The organism is Micromonospora sp. NBC_00421, assembly GCF_036017915.1.
In the GTDB taxonomy this organism is placed as follows: domain Bacteria; phylum Actinomycetota; class Actinomycetes; order Mycobacteriales; family Micromonosporaceae; genus Micromonospora.
Genome location: NZ_CP107929.1, coordinates 6,084,337 through 6,102,942, shown reverse-complemented (window position 1 = coordinate 6,102,942; position 18,606 = coordinate 6,084,337). Strand labels below are relative to the sequence as shown.

Annotated in this window: 21 protein-coding genes; 18 read left to right on the top strand and 3 right to left on the bottom strand. The window is 68.4% G+C overall.

The genetic code is table 11. The features are described 5' to 3' along the window. Nucleotides 1–803: 803 nt before the first annotated feature. Nucleotides 804–2,492: a GmrSD restriction endonuclease domain-containing protein gene (locus OHQ87_RS26075; RefSeq protein ID WP_328342090.1), complete on the top strand. Its 1,689-nt coding sequence runs from the start codon at nt 804–806 to the stop codon at nt 2,490–2,492. Between the two features lie 141 nt (nt 2,493–2,633). Here OHQ87_RS26075 and OHQ87_RS26070 read toward each other — a convergent pair whose 3' ends face one another. The 3 genes from OHQ87_RS26070 to OHQ87_RS26060 all read right to left on the bottom strand — a co-directional run bounded on the left by OHQ87_RS26070 (nt 2,634) and on the right by OHQ87_RS26060 (nt 5,554). Then, complete coding sequence (locus tag OHQ87_RS26070; protein ID WP_328342088.1) at nt 2,634–3,578, bottom strand: NAD-dependent epimerase/dehydratase family protein; 945 nt, start codon at nt 3,576–3,578, stop codon at nt 2,634–2,636. Between the two features lies 1 nt (nt 3,579). Continuing rightward, the gene (locus OHQ87_RS26065) at nt 3,580–4,986 is read right to left on the bottom strand and encodes a helix-turn-helix transcriptional regulator (RefSeq protein ID WP_328342086.1); all 1,407 of its coding nucleotides are present in this window, start codon (nt 4,984–4,986) and stop codon (nt 3,580–3,582) included. Between the two features lie 154 nt (nt 4,987–5,140). Next, nucleotides 5,141–5,554 carry a helix-turn-helix domain-containing protein gene (locus tag OHQ87_RS26060; RefSeq protein WP_328342084.1) on the bottom strand — a complete coding sequence of 138 codons (414 nt, stop codon included), beginning with the start codon at nt 5,552–5,554 and terminating at the stop codon, nt 5,141–5,143. A gap of 325 nt (nt 5,555–5,879) precedes the next feature. Here OHQ87_RS26060 and OHQ87_RS26055 point away from each other — a divergent pair, with 325 nt between their 5' ends. The 17 genes from OHQ87_RS26055 to OHQ87_RS25970 all read left to right on the top strand — a co-directional run bounded on the left by OHQ87_RS26055 (nt 5,880) and on the right by OHQ87_RS25970 (nt 18,583). After that, nucleotides 5,880–6,131, top strand: coding sequence for a DUF6284 family protein (locus OHQ87_RS26055; RefSeq protein WP_328342082.1), 252 nt, complete (start codon nt 5,880–5,882; stop codon nt 6,129–6,131). 160 nt (nt 6,132–6,291) lie between these two features. Further along, complete coding sequence (locus OHQ87_RS26050) at nt 6,292–6,603, top strand: hypothetical protein (RefSeq protein WP_328349001.1); 312 nt, start codon at nt 6,292–6,294, stop codon at nt 6,601–6,603. A gap of 55 nt (nt 6,604–6,658) precedes the next feature. Beyond that, nucleotides 6,659–7,855, top strand: a complete 1,197-nt coding sequence (locus OHQ87_RS26045) for a hypothetical protein (RefSeq protein ID WP_328342080.1) — start codon at nt 6,659–6,661, stop codon at nt 7,853–7,855. A 15-nt stretch (nt 7,856–7,870) separates the two neighbouring features. Beyond that, complete coding sequence (locus tag OHQ87_RS26040; RefSeq protein ID WP_328342078.1) at nt 7,871–8,032, top strand: hypothetical protein; 162 nt, start codon at nt 7,871–7,873, stop codon at nt 8,030–8,032. Nucleotides 8,033–8,125: 93 nt separating this feature from the next. Then, complete coding sequence (locus OHQ87_RS26035; protein WP_328342076.1) at nt 8,126–8,593, top strand: Pycsar system effector family protein; 468 nt, start codon at nt 8,126–8,128, stop codon at nt 8,591–8,593. A 138-nt stretch (nt 8,594–8,731) separates the two neighbouring features. Further along, nucleotides 8,732–8,896, top strand: coding sequence for a hypothetical protein (locus tag OHQ87_RS26030; protein ID WP_328342074.1), 165 nt, complete (start codon nt 8,732–8,734; stop codon nt 8,894–8,896). 237 nt (nt 8,897–9,133) lie between these two features. Next, nucleotides 9,134–9,274 carry a hypothetical protein gene (locus OHQ87_RS26025; RefSeq protein WP_328342072.1) on the top strand — a complete coding sequence of 47 codons (141 nt, stop codon included), beginning with the start codon at nt 9,134–9,136 and terminating at the stop codon, nt 9,272–9,274. Next, nucleotides 9,271–9,459 carry a hypothetical protein gene (locus OHQ87_RS26020; RefSeq protein ID WP_328342070.1) on the top strand — a complete coding sequence of 63 codons (189 nt, stop codon included), beginning with the start codon at nt 9,271–9,273 and terminating at the stop codon, nt 9,457–9,459. The genes OHQ87_RS26025 and OHQ87_RS26020 overlap by 4 nt, the downstream gene beginning before the upstream one ends. A gap of 109 nt (nt 9,460–9,568) precedes the next feature. After that, nucleotides 9,569–11,764, top strand: coding sequence for a cell division protein FtsK (locus OHQ87_RS26015; RefSeq protein WP_328342068.1), 2,196 nt, complete (start codon nt 9,569–9,571; stop codon nt 11,762–11,764). Nucleotides 11,765–12,147: 383 nt separating this feature from the next. Continuing rightward, nucleotides 12,148–12,441, top strand: a complete 294-nt coding sequence (locus tag OHQ87_RS26005) for a hypothetical protein (protein ID WP_328342064.1) — start codon at nt 12,148–12,150, stop codon at nt 12,439–12,441. Then, complete coding sequence (locus OHQ87_RS26000; RefSeq protein ID WP_328342062.1) at nt 12,438–12,947, top strand: DUF4326 domain-containing protein; 510 nt, start codon at nt 12,438–12,440, stop codon at nt 12,945–12,947. Before OHQ87_RS26005 ends, OHQ87_RS26000 begins: the two co-directional genes overlap by 4 nt. Next, nucleotides 12,944–13,252: a hypothetical protein gene (locus OHQ87_RS25995; protein ID WP_328342060.1), complete on the top strand. Its 309-nt coding sequence runs from the start codon at nt 12,944–12,946 to the stop codon at nt 13,250–13,252. Before OHQ87_RS26000 ends, OHQ87_RS25995 begins: the two co-directional genes overlap by 4 nt. Nucleotides 13,253–13,254: 2 nt before the next feature. Continuing rightward, nucleotides 13,255–14,061 carry a phosphoadenosine phosphosulfate reductase gene (locus OHQ87_RS25990; protein WP_328342058.1) on the top strand — a complete coding sequence of 269 codons (807 nt, stop codon included), beginning with the start codon at nt 13,255–13,257 and terminating at the stop codon, nt 14,059–14,061. 101 nt (nt 14,062–14,162) lie between these two features. Then, entirely contained in the window at nt 14,163–15,149 is a 987-nt protein-coding gene (locus tag OHQ87_RS25985) for a bifunctional DNA primase/polymerase (protein WP_328342056.1), read from the top strand. After that, nucleotides 15,146–16,705, top strand: a complete 1,560-nt coding sequence (locus OHQ87_RS25980) for a hypothetical protein (RefSeq protein WP_328342054.1) — start codon at nt 15,146–15,148, stop codon at nt 16,703–16,705. Before OHQ87_RS25985 ends, OHQ87_RS25980 begins: the two co-directional genes overlap by 4 nt. A 421-nt stretch (nt 16,706–17,126) precedes the next feature. Next, complete coding sequence (locus tag OHQ87_RS25975; RefSeq protein WP_328342052.1) at nt 17,127–17,336, top strand: helix-turn-helix domain-containing protein; 210 nt, start codon at nt 17,127–17,129, stop codon at nt 17,334–17,336. A gap of 17 nt (nt 17,337–17,353) precedes the next feature. Further along, on the top strand, nt 17,354–18,583 hold the full coding sequence (locus OHQ87_RS25970; protein WP_328342050.1) for a tyrosine-type recombinase/integrase: 1,230 nt from the start codon (nt 17,354–17,356) through the stop codon (nt 18,581–18,583). Nucleotides 18,584–18,606 lie beyond the last annotated feature (23 nt).

Below are 18,606 nucleotides of genomic sequence, written 5' to 3'. Positions count from 1 at the left end.
CGGTCGCGCGAACGCGTCCACGCACCGGCACATCACGACGAACGAGACCAGAACTGAGACCACCAGGGCCACGTATGGCGCACGACGCGAGGTCCCCGGGACCACCGGATGAGTCACTACCGGAACCAGATGGTCCAAACCGTCGCCACGGCGATCAGCAGAGCAGCCAAGCCCTGCATGAGCGCGGGGATGGCCCTCATGTACTCCAGTGCCCGCTTATGCGGGTCGGTGCGCTCCGTGTCGACCCCTTCCGGCGGTGGCGCTACTGTCACGCTGACTCCTCACTTCGGCCGAGCCACTCGGCCATCGGTTCTTCACAGAAACGAGGTCACGTAGCGAACGCCCGGATTAGGCCCCGGGCTTTTCGCTATTTCCAGCGAACTTCACGGACGTGATTTCGTTGCATCCATTGCAGAGGCTTCCGCCGCAGGGGTCAACTCTCAGACAAGGGGTCATCAGTTAACTCGCCGCAATCGATACGTGACGCAGGGTGTTTGACGTGCACGCTTACCGCCCAATTCGCTAGTTCAGACCGACGAGATTAACCGATCGACTACTTGCTACATGCCTGGTCAGTCCATCGGATCTGGCTTCTCGGCCGATACCGCTTGGGAGCAAACGGGTTCCAGGGGCTGGACACGGCAGGCACGCAGTACTGCGGCACCGCTGCTGAATCCGATGGGATCATATCGTGCCAAACCTAAATGAACGAGCGGCAACAAAGACATTTCTAGCAGCGTGGCCCGTGAGCCGGCCGAGCACAGAGCTGCGAGGAGTGCCCATATTCACTTACACTGCTCTCCGTGAGCGACCACCTCAGCATCCAATCGGCCATCGATCGCCTCATCGACGGGACGATCAGAGTTCCAGGGTTCCAGCGCAAGTTTGTATGGCCGCCGCAACGGTCGGCGCTCCTCATGGATTCCATCTACAAGCAATTTCCGGTCGGATCTATTCTTCTGTGGCGGACCAGTGAGCGGCTGAAGAGGGAGAACCAACTCGGGACCTTCGTGCTGCCGCCGCCGGACAAAGATTATCCGGTTGACTATGTACTGGACGGACAGCAGCGACTGACAGCAATATTCACAGCCTTCCAGCGATCGCTTGTCCCTGCCGTTACTGATCCCGACTCCTGGTTACCCATCTATTATGACTTCGCCGCCCTTGACGATGTTCAGGATTCACGTTTCGTCGCTCTCGCTGATGACCAAGTCGATACTGAGCGACACTTTCCACTAGCTGCCTTCCTTGAGCCGGTGGAATTCTCTCTACTTACGCGCAACCTCGACGAGCCCAAGCATCGCGAAATCGCTCGCGTTCAACAGCGATTCCTCTCTCTCCTGATACCTGTGCAGACGTTCGAGACGGAGGACAGGACTAGTGTCGCAATCGTCTTCGAGCGAGTTAATAGGATGGGCATCCCGCTGGATACCTACCAACTGCTAACGGCTTGGACCTGGAGCGAAGAGTTCAACCTTCAGCAGCGCTTTTTGGACCTGGCAGAAGAGTTTGGGGACTTCGGCTTCGAAGACGTCGGCGACGATAGTGACCTCATGATGAGGTGCACGGCGGCCGTTCTAATGCGGGAACCCTCGCCGACATCGCTAGTGGACGTCAACGGGGCAAGCGTTCGAGAAGCTTTTCCAATTGTCGAGAACGCAATTAGGCGTTCGATAGATTTCGTGCGAGCGAATTTTCATGTCCGTCACCTCAAGTTCCTTCCCTACTCCAGTATGCTAATTCCGCTCGCCGCGTTCTTCTCGGTGCGGCAGTCAGACCCGGTGACTGACGAACAGCGCCGGTCACTCGTGCGGTGGTTCTGGCGATGCGCCTTCTCTCATCGATACAGCGGCAACCCCCAGCGCAACATAAAGCGTGATATCGATGAAGCTGTCAAGCTGCGGCAGGGGTTGCCGAATACGCTAGGGGAAATCTACGCCAAACTCGGCCCCGACTTCTTTCTCTCAAACACATTCTCGGGCAAGAACGTGGCGAGTAAGACTTTAATTCTCTTACTTGCCTCGCTCAATCCTCGCAGCTTTATATCTGGAGAGCCTGTCCCGATCGAGGATGTTCTAGCAGAGCCCAACAGGAAGGAATACCATCACTGCTTTCCGCGAGCGCATCTCGCTCGCGAAGGCGCGGAATTCAAGCGCATCAACTCGTTAGCAAACTTCGCCATTATCTCCCGGTCAGACAATCGCACCATTAGCGACAAGGCTCCATCGGAGTATCGGCGGCTGATGCCGATAGACATTGAGCATGTTAGGCGAGCCGCCCTGCTCCCCGACGCGCTTTTCGACGACAACTTTGACTTGTTCCTTGCGGAGCGTGCCCGCCGCCTGGCCGAACTAGGATGCGCCTACGCCGACTTGAAACTCACTCCTCAAAGCTTCGTCATTGAGGTGAGCCACGATGACATCGTGGCGGCGCTGGCAAGGGCGGCAGAGGAAACACCTACCAATTCCCCAGCACCTGGGAATCTCGCGTAAATAGTGCCACCCCGATCTACTGGTCATTTTCGGCGACAATAGCGGGAGGCTAGATAACAACATGGACCCCACTCGCGATTCGCAACCGTTTTACACCGGCCCGACCTGCTCGGCTCACGGAAGCGGCTGGAAGGACGCCCCTCAGGTTCGCCCCTCCCATGCCTCCCATGCCTCTATAATAATAGCGACTATTTCTGACCTTACTGGCGTCCAGTCAAGGACGCTCCGGGCGCGGCTGACGTCCGCCATCAGATTCGCTGGCTCCGGTTTGGGTGGCTGACGATGGAGGTTGACCGAGCGCCCGGTGACCTGTTCGGCGGCGGCTACCACGCTGGCCATGCTCGTTCCGATGCCTGAACCGAGGTTGACGGTCTGGCAGATCCCTGGGGCGCATGCGGCCAGGGCGAGTCGGACGGCGATGGCTACATCGGCGACGTGCACGAAGTCTCGTACTGCCGACCCATCTCCGTTCAGCGTCACGTAATCGAGTTGGCCGGTGATCGCACGGAAGACGTTGGGGATGATCCGTGCCCGGTCGGTATCAGTGATGCCGTCGACCGCTCCGGCGATGTTGAAGGGCCGTACGGTGATCGCGCCGATAGCTCCGGTCGCTGCGTAGGCCGCCACCATCTGCTCGGCGGCGACTTTCGATGCCGCGTAAGGGCTTTCGGGGTGTGGGTCGAGGTCTTCGGAGAGTGCGCCGTGGTGCTGTGATCCGTACACGATGTTGGTGGAGGCAAAGACCAGGGCGGCCGGTGCGGTGGTCGAGCGTGCGGCGTCCAGGGCCATGAGGAGGTTCAGGGTGCCGGTGGCGTTGACGTCGAAGTAGCTCAGCGGGTCGGCGAATGAGTCTCGGCCGCTGGTGAGCGCAGCGAGATGCACCACGCCGCCGTACCCGCCCTGCTGGACGATGTCGGCGACGCGGTCGCGGTCGCGGATGTCTCCCGTCACCAGCTCGGCACCAGGGGGCGGGGTGCGGTCACCTCGGCCCCGGGTCATGACGGTGACCCGGTGGCCGGTGGCGAGTAGCTCGCGGGTGACGGCGTGGCCGAGGAATCCCAGGCCACCGGTTACCAGTACGTGCACGTCAGCCTCTCCCCAAGATGGTGCGACGGTGTTCCCACGCGAGCTGGATGCAGCCGGCCGCCGCCGGGGCCAGTCGCCCGCTGGCGGTCAGTTCGTCGATGGTGTGTCGGGTGAACGGCAGCGCCGAGGTGGGCCGTACCCGCCCAGTCTTGACCACTGTCCCTTCGGCATTTGCGCTGACCATGTTGGCGAACAGCCGGTCATAGGTCGGACCGTCGAACACGGCCACGGTCAGGATCTCGCCCCACAGGGTGAGCGCGTCGAGCGCGACGCCGAGGCAGAAGACCCGAACCCCACCGGCGGCCAGGGCGCGGTCGAAGGATGCCAGGGGTTCGGCGGTGTAGTCGGCTGGTTCACCGTCGCCGCCGTGCTCCGCGCTGCCGAGGAATTCCTCGCTGTACTCGCGCATCATGTTGCGCCACAGGTCGAAGTCGGCCGCCTGAGCGGCCGGCAGGACGCTCGACGGTTGGAAGACTCCCGCCGGCATGATGTGCAGCATTCCTCCGGCTACGGCCACGTTGCCGGCCGCCCGGTTGTGCAGCACGAAGGAAACCCCGTCGTCGTCGACCCGCAGGGTGAGCGTGTCGGTTGACGGTGCCGTGGCCCGGCGGCTGGGCGTAAACGGGTCGCCGACGAGTCGCCGGAAGCCGAGGTTGCGCCAGGACGCCGGCAGGATGCCGCTCCCATCGCCGGCAACGTGGTACATCGCCATTTCATGCGCGAGCGCTTCCGAGACGTCGACACCACCGAAGTACGTGCCGGTGGTGAAGGTAAGCGCCCGATCGGGCTGGCTCCAATCGACGCCCGCGAGGTGCCACGCGAGCCGGTTCTCCAGCAGTCGGGGTTGCTCGACGTCGCGCAGCGCGAGGCTGTAGCGCTGATGGCGCCGCCCGTCTGACGCCAGTGGCCGTACGCCGGCCGATGCGTCCTCGGTGCCGGTGACGACCGGCGCGGTTCCCTCCGGCGCGAGTCCGATGCCGAACTGCGTCAACTCGATCGGGGTCGACGGCAGCCATTCCGGCGGCGCGATGAGACCGGTGTCGCCTACTCGATCCTTCGCGTCATAGAGGCGGGCTGCCTCCCTGGCGAGCTGTACCCGTTGGGTGTTCAGCTTCCGTCGGACGGCCCGCCATTCCTGCTGGCTTTCCTCGGCGTGCGGGTGAGACTCGGAATCCTGGTAGATCGCGAAACCTCCGGAGTCGTTCTCAGGACTGTCGCGTTGCTGCGGCGTGACGCGCTGCCGGGTAAGGCCGAGATCCTGCACGGATACGCCGAAGTGCTCGGCAAGGAGCTGCCGGTAGAGCGCCGACGGGAACGTGATTCCCCGCTCCCACCTGCTCACCTGGTTGGCGGTGACGGCCAGTCTCTTGCCCCGCGCCGTGCCGAGGTGGTTCAGCCCGTTCGCCACGTCCTGTTGAGTCTCGCCGGCAGCATCACGAAGGTTGTAGAGCGCGAGATTCGGGTTTGCATCCCTGGCGCGAGCAGGCAAAACGGCCCTCCTTTGCTGGCGTAGGCATTGACCCATGCACACCCGCGCCTAGTCAGTGCCTAGTGAACTGCGTCTACCCGGCTGGCGAACGGTGTTCGGGTGCGCGTCCAGAACTGGTGTCCTTGTCGCCATGACCGACATCGATCCCGATCCGCTCGACGGCATCCGCGAGCCGCCGCACCTCGGCGTGCAGTTGATCCAGCCGCGCCAGCACCAGCGACGAACTGTCCGCCGACACTGCTGCCCCGCTGCCGCTGGGCGGTGTGGTGCCGGTCAGCACGGCGCGGAGATAGTCGTCCGGCCAGTCGAGCGCGTGAGAGATCGCAGCGAGCGTACGAGCGGACCGCTTGCGGGTCGCCGTCGCGTATTGCAGCTCTCGCAGCGTCGCTACCGAGACCTTGGAGCGCTCGGCCAACTCCTGCTGAGTCAGCGGCAACTCGGCCATCCGGTTGTTGATGGCGCTGGCCACGGCCTGCCAATCCTCCACCCAACGCCTCCCTGTCTGACTGCCTGATCCGCTGATCCTAGTCCCCCACCCTCGTTGACATCGCACAACTTCAGCGCTAATTTTAGCGCTGAAATCAGCTGCACCGCCGGTTGGTAGCCGGGGAAGGCAGCGCCTCGCGGCGCTGCGCGCCCACGGACCGCTGCGCACCTGTTCTTTGACAACCGAATCGGGCCGCACCTCCCACCGAAAAGGTGCCGCGCACGGCTCAGGTGACCGTGCCATCTCATCCATCGCCAGCCCGGCGGCGCGAGCGCTCCTGCCCAGCGCCGCCGGGCTCTCTACTGACTCCACTTGGAGGTCTTCCGTGCGGAAGCAACTCGCTCCCGTCACCACCGAACCATCTGCCGCCGATCTGGCCGCCATCGAGGCCGAATGGCCGCTGATCGCTGCCGAACTGGACGTGCTTGACGCCGAAATCGCTCTGCTCAACGCCATCGACCAGGGTGGCCCGACTGCCCTGGACTGGCGCAGGTTGCGCCGGGCTGAGGCCCGCGTTGTCCGCGCTGCTGCTGACTTCGCCAGCGCCCGCCGTACGAGCCCGCACCGCGTGGCGTGATGTCCGCATCGGGCCGCCGCGTTGCTGCCCGCACACGTGCCCGGCCTGCGGCCGGGTGCGTCCCTACTACGTCCCGCACTCGTTCGGGGAGTGCACCGACTGCTCTCCCCATGTTGAAAGAGGTTCCGCAGTGAGTAACCGGAAGAGTCGTCGTGCTGTCCTGGCCGAACTGGTACTGCTGGCCGACCCGATCGCCATCCACTTCCACTCCGACGGCACGTCGCTGGCCGTCGACTTCCACAGCATCGCCGCCCTGACGTCGTGGCTGCACCTAGCCGGACTTAACGACCCGGACCTGCTGACCGCCGAGAGCACCGGCACCACCGACGACGGCCGCGCGTACCGGCGGATGAACGCCTATCCGACGTGGCACGGCTGGGAGTTCTACGCCTTCGCCACCGAGTACACCGACCCCGCCGGCCCGCTCGACGAGTCGACGGCTAACCGGCTCGCCGCGCTGGCGGTGGCCTGATGCGCCGTGGCCCCCTCGCCGCCCTTCTCGACCACTGACCGGAAGGACATTTCCGATGTTTCGTCGTACGCCGGAAGATCCGGCGATCCTGGCTGCCCGTGCGGCGGCCCGCCGTGAGTCCGCACAAGCCGATGTCGAGCGTGCCCGGTTGATGGCGCAGCTCCACCGGGAGCAGCGGGAAGCCAACGCCGAACACGCCCGCCGCCAGGCCCTGGCCGATGAGCAGGAGCGGCGCCGCCGTGACGCCGTCCGGCGTGTCGAGCGGGCCGAGACGCGGGAGCGTCGCCGCCGGGCACGGGCGGAGTTCGGCGCGAAGCTACGCCCGGTGCTGCCGCTGCTGCTGATCAACGGTGGTGCGGCATACGCGCAGGCCGCCTACGCCTACGACCAGATCGCCCCGGCCGCGTGGAACGGGCCGTCTCGGGTGGCGTTCGCGGTGGCGTTCTCCGCCGCCCTGGAGTCCATCGCCGTCTACGTCCAGTGGCACGCCCACGACGCGCTCATGCTCAAGGCCCACGCCACCGCCGCGAGTCTGCGTCGGGCGGCGTGGCTGATCGCCGCCGTGGTCGCCGCCATCAACTACGCCCACTTCGCCGACGGGGCCGCCCCCACGGCGGCGGCGGTGGCGTTCGCATTGCTGTCCCTGCTCAGCCCCTGGCTGTGGGGGCTGCACACCCGCCGTGCTCAGCATGTGCAACTGCTGGCCGAGGACGCGAGCCTGATCGACGACGCGGGGGTGGAGTTCTCCCCGAAGCGCCGCCGCATGTTCCCCATTCGCTCCCTCATGGCCGCCCGCTGGTCGATCGAACACAACGAACGCGACCCCCGCAAAGCATGGGAGGGCTACAACACGGCACGGGCCGCCCGCGCCGCCGCCCGCCAAGCCGACAAAGACCACCGGGCCGAGAAGGTCACCACGCACTCGCCGGCCAACCCGACGCCGGAGGGACCGGCAGAGGTTCCGGTCGACCCGGGGGACCACGCCGAACCGGTCACCCCGGCACCGCCCGCGCCGGTTCGTGAACCGGTCCGCCCGGCCCGACCTGTGGCCCGGTCGCTTACCGCCGCTGAGCGGGTCATCGCCGCGCACACCACCGAGCCGAACGCCACCCACGAGCGGATCGCCCACCTCGCCAACGTCAGCGTGAGCACCGTCAAACGCCACCGGCCCCGCCCCGTGACCGGTTCACCATCCGCACCACACGCAGCACCGACGCCGGTCAACGGCACCCCCGTCCCGGCCGCCGCCTGACCCAGGGGAGAAGCCATGTTCGGCAAGAGGACCACCGTCCCGAACACCATCACGGACCGGCAGGCCGATGACCTGGAGCGGCGGGCGCAGAAAGCCAACCCGTCGTGGTTCAGCGACAAGGCCATCAAGCAGCGCAAGGCATCGTCCGCCCAGCAGGACAAGGCCGACCAGTCCTGACCCCGCCCGGCGGCACAGCCCAACGGCCTAGGAACCAGTGCTGTGCCGCCGGTCCGGTCACCCAACCTCTGACGTGAGAGGAGGGCACCTCTGATGGTGCCAGTACCCGACCCGGTCTGGTTCACCGACCGGATTACCGAGGTCCGCGCCGAACTGGCGCGCGCCGACAGCAAGGCGTCCACGTTGATGGCGGTCGCGGGTGCGGCCGTCACGGTCGGCGTGGCGATCCTGGCCCGCACCAACCTGCCCAGCCCCGCGCTGGCCGCCGGGGTGGCCACGGTCGCGGCGGTCGGCACGGCGGTGGGACTGCTCGCGGGTACGGTCCGGCCCTCCCTGGGGGGTGGTCACGGCCTGGTCCGCTACGCCACCACCACACCGGGGGACCTGATGACCGAGGCCACCGCGCCGCCACTGACCGCCGCCGCCGAACAGGCGAATCACCTCGTGTGGCTGTCCCGCACGACCGTGCGCAAGTACCGGCGGGTCCGCACCGCCGTCGATCTGCTGCTCGCCGGGCTGGTCGGCACCGCGCTCACCGCGTTCCTGACCGCCGTCGGCTGACCGCCCCCGTCGGGCACCCACCCCGCCCCGGAGGGTGCCCGCGCGGGGGCCGCCAGACCGCCTGGCCGCCCGAACCTTCAGGGAGGAACCACCGTGGCGCTCTCATCCTGCTCGACGTGCGGCAACGGCTTCCGCAGTGTGTCGGTCGACGACACCGGGACGCTGGCCATCTGCACGAAGGGCCATTACAACTTCGAGGCCGGATCAGGCGACGGGCCGATCACGACCGGCCGGATCACGGTCAAGGGACAGTCCGCGATCGGCAACGGCGCGACCGTGATCGGCCGCAAGGGCCGCCGCTGATGGCCACCCGCTGCGGCCGATGCGGCTGCCTGCACGCCAACTCCGGTGGCATTCCCGGCCGGGGATGCCTGTCCTGCGGATGCGCCTGCGCCCCGCTCAACGGGGGCAAGACCTGCCGCTGCTGCGGCGCGACCGACAAGTGACCCCGCCCGGCGGCACAGCACACGGCCTAGACAACCCGCTGTGCCGCCGGCCCTACCCCTCAACCCGCATAGGGATCTCGGGAGAACCCTCAGTATGTCCGATCGACAGTTGCGCGAACACCACGACCGGATCGTCACCCGCCGCCGGGAAGCACGCCTGGCCCAGATGGCCGAAGCGCAGCGCCAGGCCGACGACCGCAACCGGGCCGCCGCCGAGAAGCGGAACCCCAGGTGAGCGGCGACCGGTTCGCCGACGCCTACGAGCGGTGGCGCGACCTCGACGCCACCGCCACGGCCACCGGCAGCACGACCGCCCGGCAGGAAGCCGAGCGACAGCGTCAGGCCCTGCACGACCGTCCGGAGGTCGACCGGGCGCGGCGGCAACTCAACGGCCGCGCCGCGCCCCGCGACCGCCGCTGACCCCCAACCCCACCCTTGCCCGGCGGCGCGGCCCATGGCCTAGGAACCGTGCCGTGCCGCCGGCCCTCACCCGATCCGAACCAACGGACCTGTTGGAGGAACCCCCATCATGACGTCCCCCCACGAAGACCCTCGCTTCGACTGGCAGGCCGCCGAACGCGACCTGCACCACCCGGGCGGCCCGGACGCCGACGTGGTCGACCTCGACGCCGCCCGCACCGCCCGCACCACCAACCCCGACCCCGACCCCGACCCCGACGACGGTGGGCCGCTGCTGGTCGACCCCCCGGACGTCCAGCGGTCACCGCGGTTCACCCTCGACGGTGCCCGCGCCGGGCAGCGTCGGCCGATCCTGCCCGCGTGGCTGCGCTCCCGCGCCGAGCTGGTCGACGTGATGCGGTGGGCGGTGGGGCATCTGCTGCACACCACCGGCTACCACCTCACCCGGCTGCCGAAGTACGCCGGGAAACTCGCCCTACGCGCCCCGGCCGGTGCGGCCCGGTTGGTGGCCGGCGGTACCCGGTGGTTGTTCGACTGGGAAGGCGAGCCGCACCGGCAGGCCACCTCCCAGTCCCGCGACGGCGAGCTGTACCTCAAGCTCTCCCGGCAGCGTGACCGGCGCGTCCGCTGGCGCGGCATCGTCGCCACCTTCACCCTCGCGGTCACCCTGGCCGGTGGCGTCGCCGTCGCTCTGGCCCCGTTGTGGGCGCGGTGGGCGGTACTGGCCATGCTGGTGACGCTGTGCGGGTTGCTGGGGCAACCGGCCGACAAGCCGTTGCTCGACACCGCCGTGGTCATCCCCCGCGTCGCCCGGCTCACCTCCGACGTGGTCGTGCGCGCCTTGGCCGTGCTCGGCATCGCCGGCATCACCCAGGCCATCGCCAAGCAGGGACACCGGGCTATCGCGTTCACCGCGCCGATCACCCGCGACGGCCCCGGGTGGCGGGCCGACATCGACCTGCCGCCCGGTGTCACCGCCGGGGATGTGATCGAGCGGCGGGACCGGCTCGCCGCCGGCCTCACCCGCCCTCTCGGCTGCGTGTGGCCGGAAGGGCAACCGGAGGTGCACCCCGGCCGGCTGCTGCTGTGGGTGGGCGATCAGGACATGGCCGCGACCCCGCCGAAGCCGTGGCCCCTACTCAAGGCGTCGGGTGGGTTCGACCTGGGCAGGCCGGTGCCGTTCGGCACCGACCCACGCGGACGGGTCATCTCCTTCGAGCTGCCCTACACCAACCTGCTCATCGGGTCGATTCCCGGCTACGGCAAGACCGCCGCCACCCAGGTACCCATGCTCGCCGCCACCCTGGACCCGTACGCGGAACTGTGGTGCTTCGACTTCAAGGGCACCGGCGGACTCGACCCCCTCGAAAAGGTGTCCGCCCGGTACGCCTCCGGGCAGGACGACGACACCGCCGAAGAAGGACTGTTGGCGTTGCGGGAGCTGCGCAAGGAATGCCAGCGCCGCGCCGCCGTCATCAAGGGCCTACCCAAGGCCGTCTGCCCGGACAACAAGGTCACCCCCGAACTGGCCCGGCGGCGCAAGCTCGGCCTGCACTGGCTTGTCGTCGCCCTGGACGAGGTGCAGGAGTTGTTCTCCCACCCGGAGTTCGGCAAGGAAGCCGGAGAGCTGGCCGAGAAGGTCATCAAGCTCGGTCGCGCCCTGGGCGTCATCCTCGTCGTCGCCACCCAACGCCCCGACGCGAAGAGCCTGCCGACCGGGGTGTCGGCGAACGCCGGTACCCGGTTCTGCCTGCGGGTCATGGGCCAGATTGAGAACGACATGATCCTGGGCACCAGCGCCTACAAGAACGGCATCCGGGCGACCATGTTCGCCAAGAAGGACAAGGGCGTCGGCTACCTCGTCGGCGCGGCCGACGACGCGCAGATCGTCCGCACGTTTTACGTCGACGGTCCCACCGCCGACAAGATCACCGACCGGGCACGCGCCCTGAGGGAAGCTGCCGGGACGCTGACCGGACACGCGATCGGGCAGACCCCGGCCACCCCGGCGGCGCGGCGGGACACCCTGTTGGACGACATCCTCACCGTGGTCCCGGCGACGGAGCCGAAGGTGTGGGCCGAGACGCTGACCGAACGCCTCGCCGACCTCAACCCCGACGCCTACGGGGATCTGACCCGCGACCAGTTGACCGCCGCACTCAAGCCCTACGGGATCACCACCGGGCAGGTATGGGGCACCGACCCGGCCACGGGCAAGGGCGCGAACCGGCGCGGCATCGAACGCCAGCACATCGCCGATGCGGTTGCGGAGCGTCACAAGCGGCGAGGCGACAAAGCCGCCTAACCCGGGCAGCGATCGGGTGCTAGGTCTAGCGGCACACCCCGCTAGACCTAGCACCCCCGCTAGCAACCCATCTGGTCCATGGCCAGCGCCCTAACAACTAGCGGCGACGGCCGTACGCACCCGAAAACCGGCCTGTGGAGGCATTTCGTGGTCCCCATCGCCCTGCTCGCTAGCCTTGCCGCCCTCGTATACGCAGCGTCATACCTGGCCGTGTGTGCCGTGTCCCCGTGGGGACACTGCCGGCGCTGCCACGGACGCCGTTCGCACCGCACGACCATCGGCACCCGACGCGACTGCCCCCGCTGCGACGGCACCGGCATCCGCGTCCGCACCGGCCGCCGACTCATCGAGCACATCCGCGCCGAGTACCGCGACGGCCACCCATGACCCGCCGCCCCGATCACACCGGATGGTGCGGACGGGACCACCGCTGCAACCTCGGCGAGCACCGGTCGGAAGAAATCGTGATCGACCTGCCCGGCCACGGTCGCGCCGTCCTCGTCAGGGTCCGCACCGCCGCCGGCCGCGACCACGCCGAGATCCGCGTACGCGTCGCCCTGACCCCGGTCGAGCTGCGCGCCCGCCGGCAGCTCCACGGGCTGCTCAACGATCTCCGGCACACCGTCACCCGGGCCGCCGTCGCCGGCCGCCCCCGTCCACGGAAGGCCACCCGATGACCCAGCTCACCCGACCGGCGGCCCGCCGGATTCAGCGCCGCCGCACCGCCGGATGGCGGATGCCCGCCGGGGCCGTCTACGTCGGACGTCCCACCCGCTACGGCAACCCCTACCAGCCTACCGCCGCCACCGCCGCCGACCGGGCCACGGCCATCGACCAGTACCGGCAGTGGCTGATCCTGCGCCCTGATCTGATCACCGCCGCACGGCGTGACCTCACCGGGCGTGACCTGGCCTGTTGGTGCCCGCTCGACCAGCCCTGTCACGCCGATGTGCTGCTCAGCATCATCAACCAACCCACCCCTCCACCGACCGACACCCACCCCGCCATGGTCAACCTGGGCACCGCCCTGCACTACGGCGACCGCCTCCACGACGCCGCCCACGGCAACGACTGTGACTGCCGGCCCCAGGTCCGCCGCCAGTTCATCGGATACGCGGAACTCCTGATCGGCTGGCTCGCCGAAGACGAACTACTCACCACCATTGCGGCGAGGGCCGCGTGACCGGCGGTGGGCGGTGGGCGGACCGCCCGTCCCGGCACGACTCGCCCCTGACCGGCCTCGAAGTCTGGTTGACCGGCACCCCGGCCGAACTCGACGCCGCCGCGCGTGTTCTGGCCGCGACCGGCCGTCTCGCCTGCCAAGGGCAGCGCCGGATGCTGACCGGGGCCGACGCGGGCCGCGCCCAGCTCTACCTACGCCTGAACATCACCCCCACCCGCCGCACGATCCCGCCAGCACGGCCCACGAGCGACGACGGTGCGACCGTGCTGCGGTTTCCCGACCGACTCTCCGGGGGTGCGGCGTGAGGGTGTTCTCCTACGGCGGTGGGGTGCAGTCGACCGCCGCGTTGGTGCTGGCCGCTACCGGGCGGATTGAATTCCCGGTGTTTCTGTTCGCCAACGTCGGCGACGATTCCGAAGACCCCGCGACCCTGGTCTATCTGGAGCAGTACGCCAAGCCCTACGCGGCGCTGCACGGCATCCAACTTCACGAACTCGACCGGGTCCGCCGTGACGGCACCACGGAAACCCTGTACGGCCGGCTGACCCGTGAGGGATCGCGGTCGCTGCCGATCCCCGTACGGATGTCCAACGGAGCGCCCGGCACTCGCTCGTGTACGGCCGACTTCAAAATCAAGGTCATCGGCCGGTGGCTCAAAGCCCACGGCGCGAGTGCCGACAACCCGGCGACGGTCGGGGTGGGCATCAGCCTGGACGAGATCGAACGGGTCAACAACCGCCGCGCCGAACCCTACGAACGCACCGTCTACCCGCTGCTCGACCAAGCGCCGCCGCTGCGCCGGCACGACTGCGCCCGCATCATCACCGCCGCCGGCCTCCCGGTACCCCCGAAAAGCGCCTGTTGGTTCTGCCCGTTCCGGCGGCCCGCGACGTGGGCCGAGACGCGCCGGGACCGACCGGAGATGTTCCGCCGGGCGTGCGACCTGGAAAACCTGCTCAACGCCCGGCGGGCCGCGCTCGGCAAAGACCCCGTGTGGCTGACCCGCTTCAACCGGCCTCTTGCGCTGGCCGTGACCGCTGCGCAGGACATGCTTCCCGGCTTCGACCCCGCTGACGATGACGCGCTCTGCGACAACGGCGCGTGCTTCACCTAACCCCAACGGCCTGACCGGCGCGCTTCGCGCCCTCACCTCCCGGTGGCCAGCGCCCCCCGTGTGCTGGCCACCGGACCGCCTGTGCCCGGAAGGAACTTCTCATGATCGACTCTGCGGTGCTGCTCGCCGCTGCGCTCGCCTGCGCGGCGCGCGGCTGGCACGTCTTCCCGCTACGCCCCGACACCCGGCCCGACGACGACCACGCGAAGCGGCCCGCGTTCCCGAACCGGTGCACCGCTGACCGCTGCGACCGCACCGACCCCCGCTGCCGGGCCGCCGGCCGTCACGTCGGGTGGGAAGACCGGGCCACCACCGACCCGGACCGCATCCGCCGCGCCTGGACGCAACAGCCCTACGGCATCGGCGTCGCCTGCGGGCCGTCCGGTCTGGTGGTGGTCGACTTGGACGTGCCCAAACACCCCGCCGACGTCCCACCGGCGGAATGGGCCGGGGCGCGCGACGGGGCAGACGTGCTCATCGCCCTGGCCGACCGGCACCACGGCACCGTCGATCCGACGTACATGCAGCGCACCGGCCGGGGCGGAAGCCACCTGTTCTACCGCCACCCGGCCACCGGCCCGATGCTGGGCAACACCGTCGGGGAGTGGGGTGGGATCGGCTGGAAGGTCGACACCCGATCCCACGGCGGGTACGTGGTGGCCGCCGGTTCCACCGTCAACCGCCGCCCCTACACGATCGCCCTTGACGTCGACCCCGCCCCGCTGCCCGGATGGCTGGCCGACCTGTTGGCGCCCACCGTGCGGCCGACCTACCGGCCTGCTGCGGTGGCGTTGCCGCCGGATCGGCGCGGCGCGTACCTCGCTGCCGCGATCCGCAGGCAGGTCGCCCACCTCACCGCCGCCCCCGACGGGCACCGCAATCACGCCCTGTTCACCTCGGCCGTGGCACTCGGCCAGTTGGCCGCCGGAGGCGCGCTCACCGACACCGACGTGTACGCGGTCCTCGAACCGGCCGCCCTGTCGATCGGGCTGCGGGCCGGGGAGGTGGCGCGCACGATCGCGTCCGGGCTGCGCGTCGGGGCACGCAACCCGCGCCACCTGGCCGGGACCGGAAAGGCGGCGGCATGACGACGCGGTTGCAAATCGGGTCCGGCCCGGAAACCATCCGCGTGCTCAAAGCCGCCCTGGTCGACGGGCTGCTGCCCGACACGTACGTGTCCGCCGGTTCCCTGGTCCACATGGAAGCGGTCTCCGGTGGCCTGGCCACCGCCGCCGACGAAGACTCCCCGCTGCCCGTGTCCGCGAGCATGGTCAACCCCGCTGGTCTGGCCGGGTTGCTCGCCGAACACGCCTACGTCTACCGCCTCAAGACTCGCAAGAGCGACACAGGAGACCCTGAGATGTTCGAAGACGAGGTGACCCCACCACGCGACATCCTGTCATCGGTGCTGGCCGGCAAGACCTGGCCCGGCGTGCCGCCGCTACGCGGCATCATCGGTGCCCCGGTGCTGCGCCGTGACGGCACCTTGTTGCAGCAGCCCGGCTACGACGCGCCTACCGGCCTCTACCTCGCCTCGAAAGTCGCCCTGCCACCCGTGCCCGACCACCCCACCCCGGAGCAGGTCGACGAGGCGCGTACGTTCCTGCTCGGCCGGTTCCTGCGGGACTTCCCGTGGTCATCGGCCGCCGACCGGGCCAACTACGTGGCGCTGCTGGCCACGCCGATCCTGCGGCACTTCACCCGCTCCCTGACGCCGTTCGCGCTCATCGACGCGACCATGCCGTCATCGGGGAAGACGATCCTCACCGCCGGCCCCGGGATGCTCTACGGGCAACGGGTCATGACCTGGGCCTACTCGGATGAAGAACTCCGCAAGTCCATCACGGCGGTGTTGGCAGAGCAGGTCGGCGTGGTCATCTGGGACAACCTCGCCGAGGGAACCGTCATCGACTCGGCGGTGCTCGCGCAGCTCGTCACCTCGGGTGTGTGGTCCGACCGGCAGTTGGGCGCATCCCGCAACGTCGCCACCGTCAACGACCGGCTATGGATGGCCACGGGCAACAACCTGCAAGTCGGCGGCGACATGGCCTCTCGCACCGTCCGGGTGCGCCTCGACCCCGACATGCCCCGCCCCGAACTCCGCGACCAAGCCGGATTCGGTATCCCCCACCTCGACCAATGGATCACCAACCCCACCAACCAACTCACCGTCCTGTGGCACCTCCTGGTCCTCGTCCTCGACTGGACCCGCCAGGGAGCACCACGGGTCACCGGACTGTCGATGCGGCAGTTCACCCCCTGGGCGCAAGCCCTCGGCGGATTCCTCCACCATCACGGCATCGATGGTTTCCTCACCAACGCCGCCGATATCCGCGAGATCGACGAAGACGAAACCCGCTGGCGGGCGTTCCTCACCTGCTGGCACGACCGTCACGGCAACCGGCCCATGACCGCCGCCGAACTCCGCCAGGACGCCGAACCCCTGCACCTCGGCAGTGACATCAACGACCCGTGGGACGGGCAGTTCATCACCACCCACAACGGCCGGCTACCCAACCCGCTGCAACTCGGCCGACTGCTCACCGGGCAGGCCGGACGGTGGCGCGGGGAACACGTCGTCCGGGCCGGCAAGAACGACCGGGGCGACCGGTCGGTGTTCTGGGTCGAGCACCACCAGGGGTGAAACCTGCTGAACCATCTCCGCATCTCCGCAACGCCGCACCAACCCCGCTCTACCAGCGGAAACACCCTGCGGAGATCACCACCTAGAGAACCATCGATCTCCGCATCTCCGCAAACACTGCGGAGATCACACCTCTTTGCGGAGATGACCCCTCAACGGAACTCCGCATCTCCGCAAGCATTCGCCCAGCTCACAGCCATGTTTGCGGAGATGCGGAGATGCGGAGATGGTTCAGCCCTCCCACGCACAGCACCACCCACGGCCGCCCACACCCCCGCCCACACCGGCCCACTGAGAGCCACACAACGAACCGACGCATGGCCGAACACCATGCCGCCCGAGATCTTGGCGCTACGGCGCTCTCAGCAACCTGCTCTATCCGCTCCTGTCGATACACGCCACGGAAACACGGGGAGAGACAGTGCCCAGCACCGACAACCGCGTCGTCCTGACCATCGAAGAAGCCGCCCAGCGACTCGGCATCGGCCGTACCACCATGTACGCCCTCATCAAGGCCGGACAGATCCGCACCGTCACCATCGGCCGTCTTCGCCGAGTGCCCACCTTCTGCCTCGACGAGTACGTGCGGGATCTCCTGGCCGACCCGACGCCACTCGACCACGCCGCCTGACGAAAGGAGCCTGACGAATGGGACGCAAGCCCAACGGGGCGTCGAGCATCTACCTCGGCACTGATGGTTCCTGGCACGGACGGGTGACCGTCGGCGTGAAGGACGACGGATCTCCGGACCGTCGACACGTCCGGGGCAAGACGGAAGCCGCAGTCATCAAGAAGGTTCGACTGCTGGAACGGGAGCGGGACAGCGGGGCGGTCCGCAAGGCTGGCCAGCGCTGGACGGTGAAGACCTGGCTCACGCACTGGGTGGAGAACATCGCCGCACCGGCCGTCCGAGAGAACACCATCGCCGGCTACCGGGTGGCGGTCTACCGGCACCTCATTCCCGGTCTCGGTGCCCACCGCATCGAGCGCCTGGAGCCCGAGCACCTGGAGCGCCTTTACCGACGGATGCAGGACAACGGCAGCGCCCCAGCGACCGCCCACCAAGCGCACCGCACGATCCGGACCGCGCTCAACGAGGCGGTACGCCGGGGGCACCTGGCGAAGAATCCCGCCAGTCTCGCCAAGTCACCGCGACTGCCGGAGAGCGAGATCGAGCCGTATTCGGTCACGGAGGTACGGCGGCTCATGGCTGCCACCCGGGGCCGGCGCAACAGCGCGCGGTGGGCGGTCGCGCTCGCTCTCGGTCTGCGCCAGGGCGAAGCGCTCGGCCTGCGCTGGTCGGACATCGATCTCGACGCCGGGACGCTGACCGTTCGGCGCGGCCGGCAGCGGCCGAGGTGGAAGCACGGATGTAGCTCACCGTGCGGCCGGAAGCACGGCGGGCACTGCCCCGACCGTCGCCAGGTGCGCGCCGACACCGCCGAGACCAAGTCTCGGGCCGGTCGGCGCAGCATCGGGCTGCCTGACGAGTTGGTGGCGCTGCTCCGCAAGCACCACGAGGAACAGGATCAGGAGCGCGTCACGGCAGCCCAACTATGGGAGGGCGGCGACTGGCTGTTTACCACGCCGACCGGCGGCCCGGTCAACCCGCGCACCGACTACGACGAATGGAAACGACTGCTCCGGCTTGCCGGGCTACGGGACGGCCGGTTGCACGACGCCCGGCACACTGCCGCCACGGTGCTGCTGATTCTCGGCGTCGCCGAGCGGGCGGTAATGGGCATCATGGGTTGGTCGAATTCGGCAATGGCGGTCCGGTACCAACACCTCACCGCCCAGGTCCGCCGGGACATCGCCAAGCGGGTCGGCGGGCTGCTCTGGGACAACCCGACGGAGGACCCGAAAACGCCCTCCTGAGCAGCAACTGAGACCGAAACTGA

Excerpts from the sequence above, each read along its gene's own strand:
- OHQ87_RS26045 (WP_328342080.1), top strand. The coding sequence starts at position 6,659 with ATGTTTCGTCGTACGCCGGAAGATCCGGCGATCCTGGCTGCCCGTGCG.
- OHQ87_RS26040 (WP_328342078.1), top strand. The coding sequence starts at position 7,871 with ATGTTCGGCAAGAGGACCACCGTCCCGAACACCATCACGGACCGGCAG.
- OHQ87_RS26035 (WP_328342076.1), top strand. The coding sequence starts at position 8,126 with ATGGTGCCAGTACCCGACCCGGTCTGGTTCACCGACCGGATTACCGAG.
- OHQ87_RS26025 (WP_328342072.1), top strand. The coding sequence starts at position 9,134 with ATGTCCGATCGACAGTTGCGCGAACACCACGACCGGATCGTCACCCGC.
- OHQ87_RS26015 (WP_328342068.1), top strand. The coding sequence starts at position 9,569 with ATGACGTCCCCCCACGAAGACCCTCGCTTCGACTGGCAGGCCGCCGAA.
- OHQ87_RS26005 (WP_328342064.1), top strand. The coding sequence starts at position 12,148 with ATGACCCGCCGCCCCGATCACACCGGATGGTGCGGACGGGACCACCGC.
- OHQ87_RS26000 (WP_328342062.1), top strand. The coding sequence starts at position 12,438 with ATGACCCAGCTCACCCGACCGGCGGCCCGCCGGATTCAGCGCCGCCGC.
- OHQ87_RS25985 (WP_328342056.1), top strand. The coding sequence starts at position 14,163 with ATGATCGACTCTGCGGTGCTGCTCGCCGCTGCGCTCGCCTGCGCGGCG.
- OHQ87_RS25980 (WP_328342054.1), top strand. The coding sequence starts at position 15,146 with ATGACGACGCGGTTGCAAATCGGGTCCGGCCCGGAAACCATCCGCGTG.
- OHQ87_RS25970 (WP_328342050.1), top strand. The coding sequence starts at position 17,354 with ATGGGACGCAAGCCCAACGGGGCGTCGAGCATCTACCTCGGCACTGAT.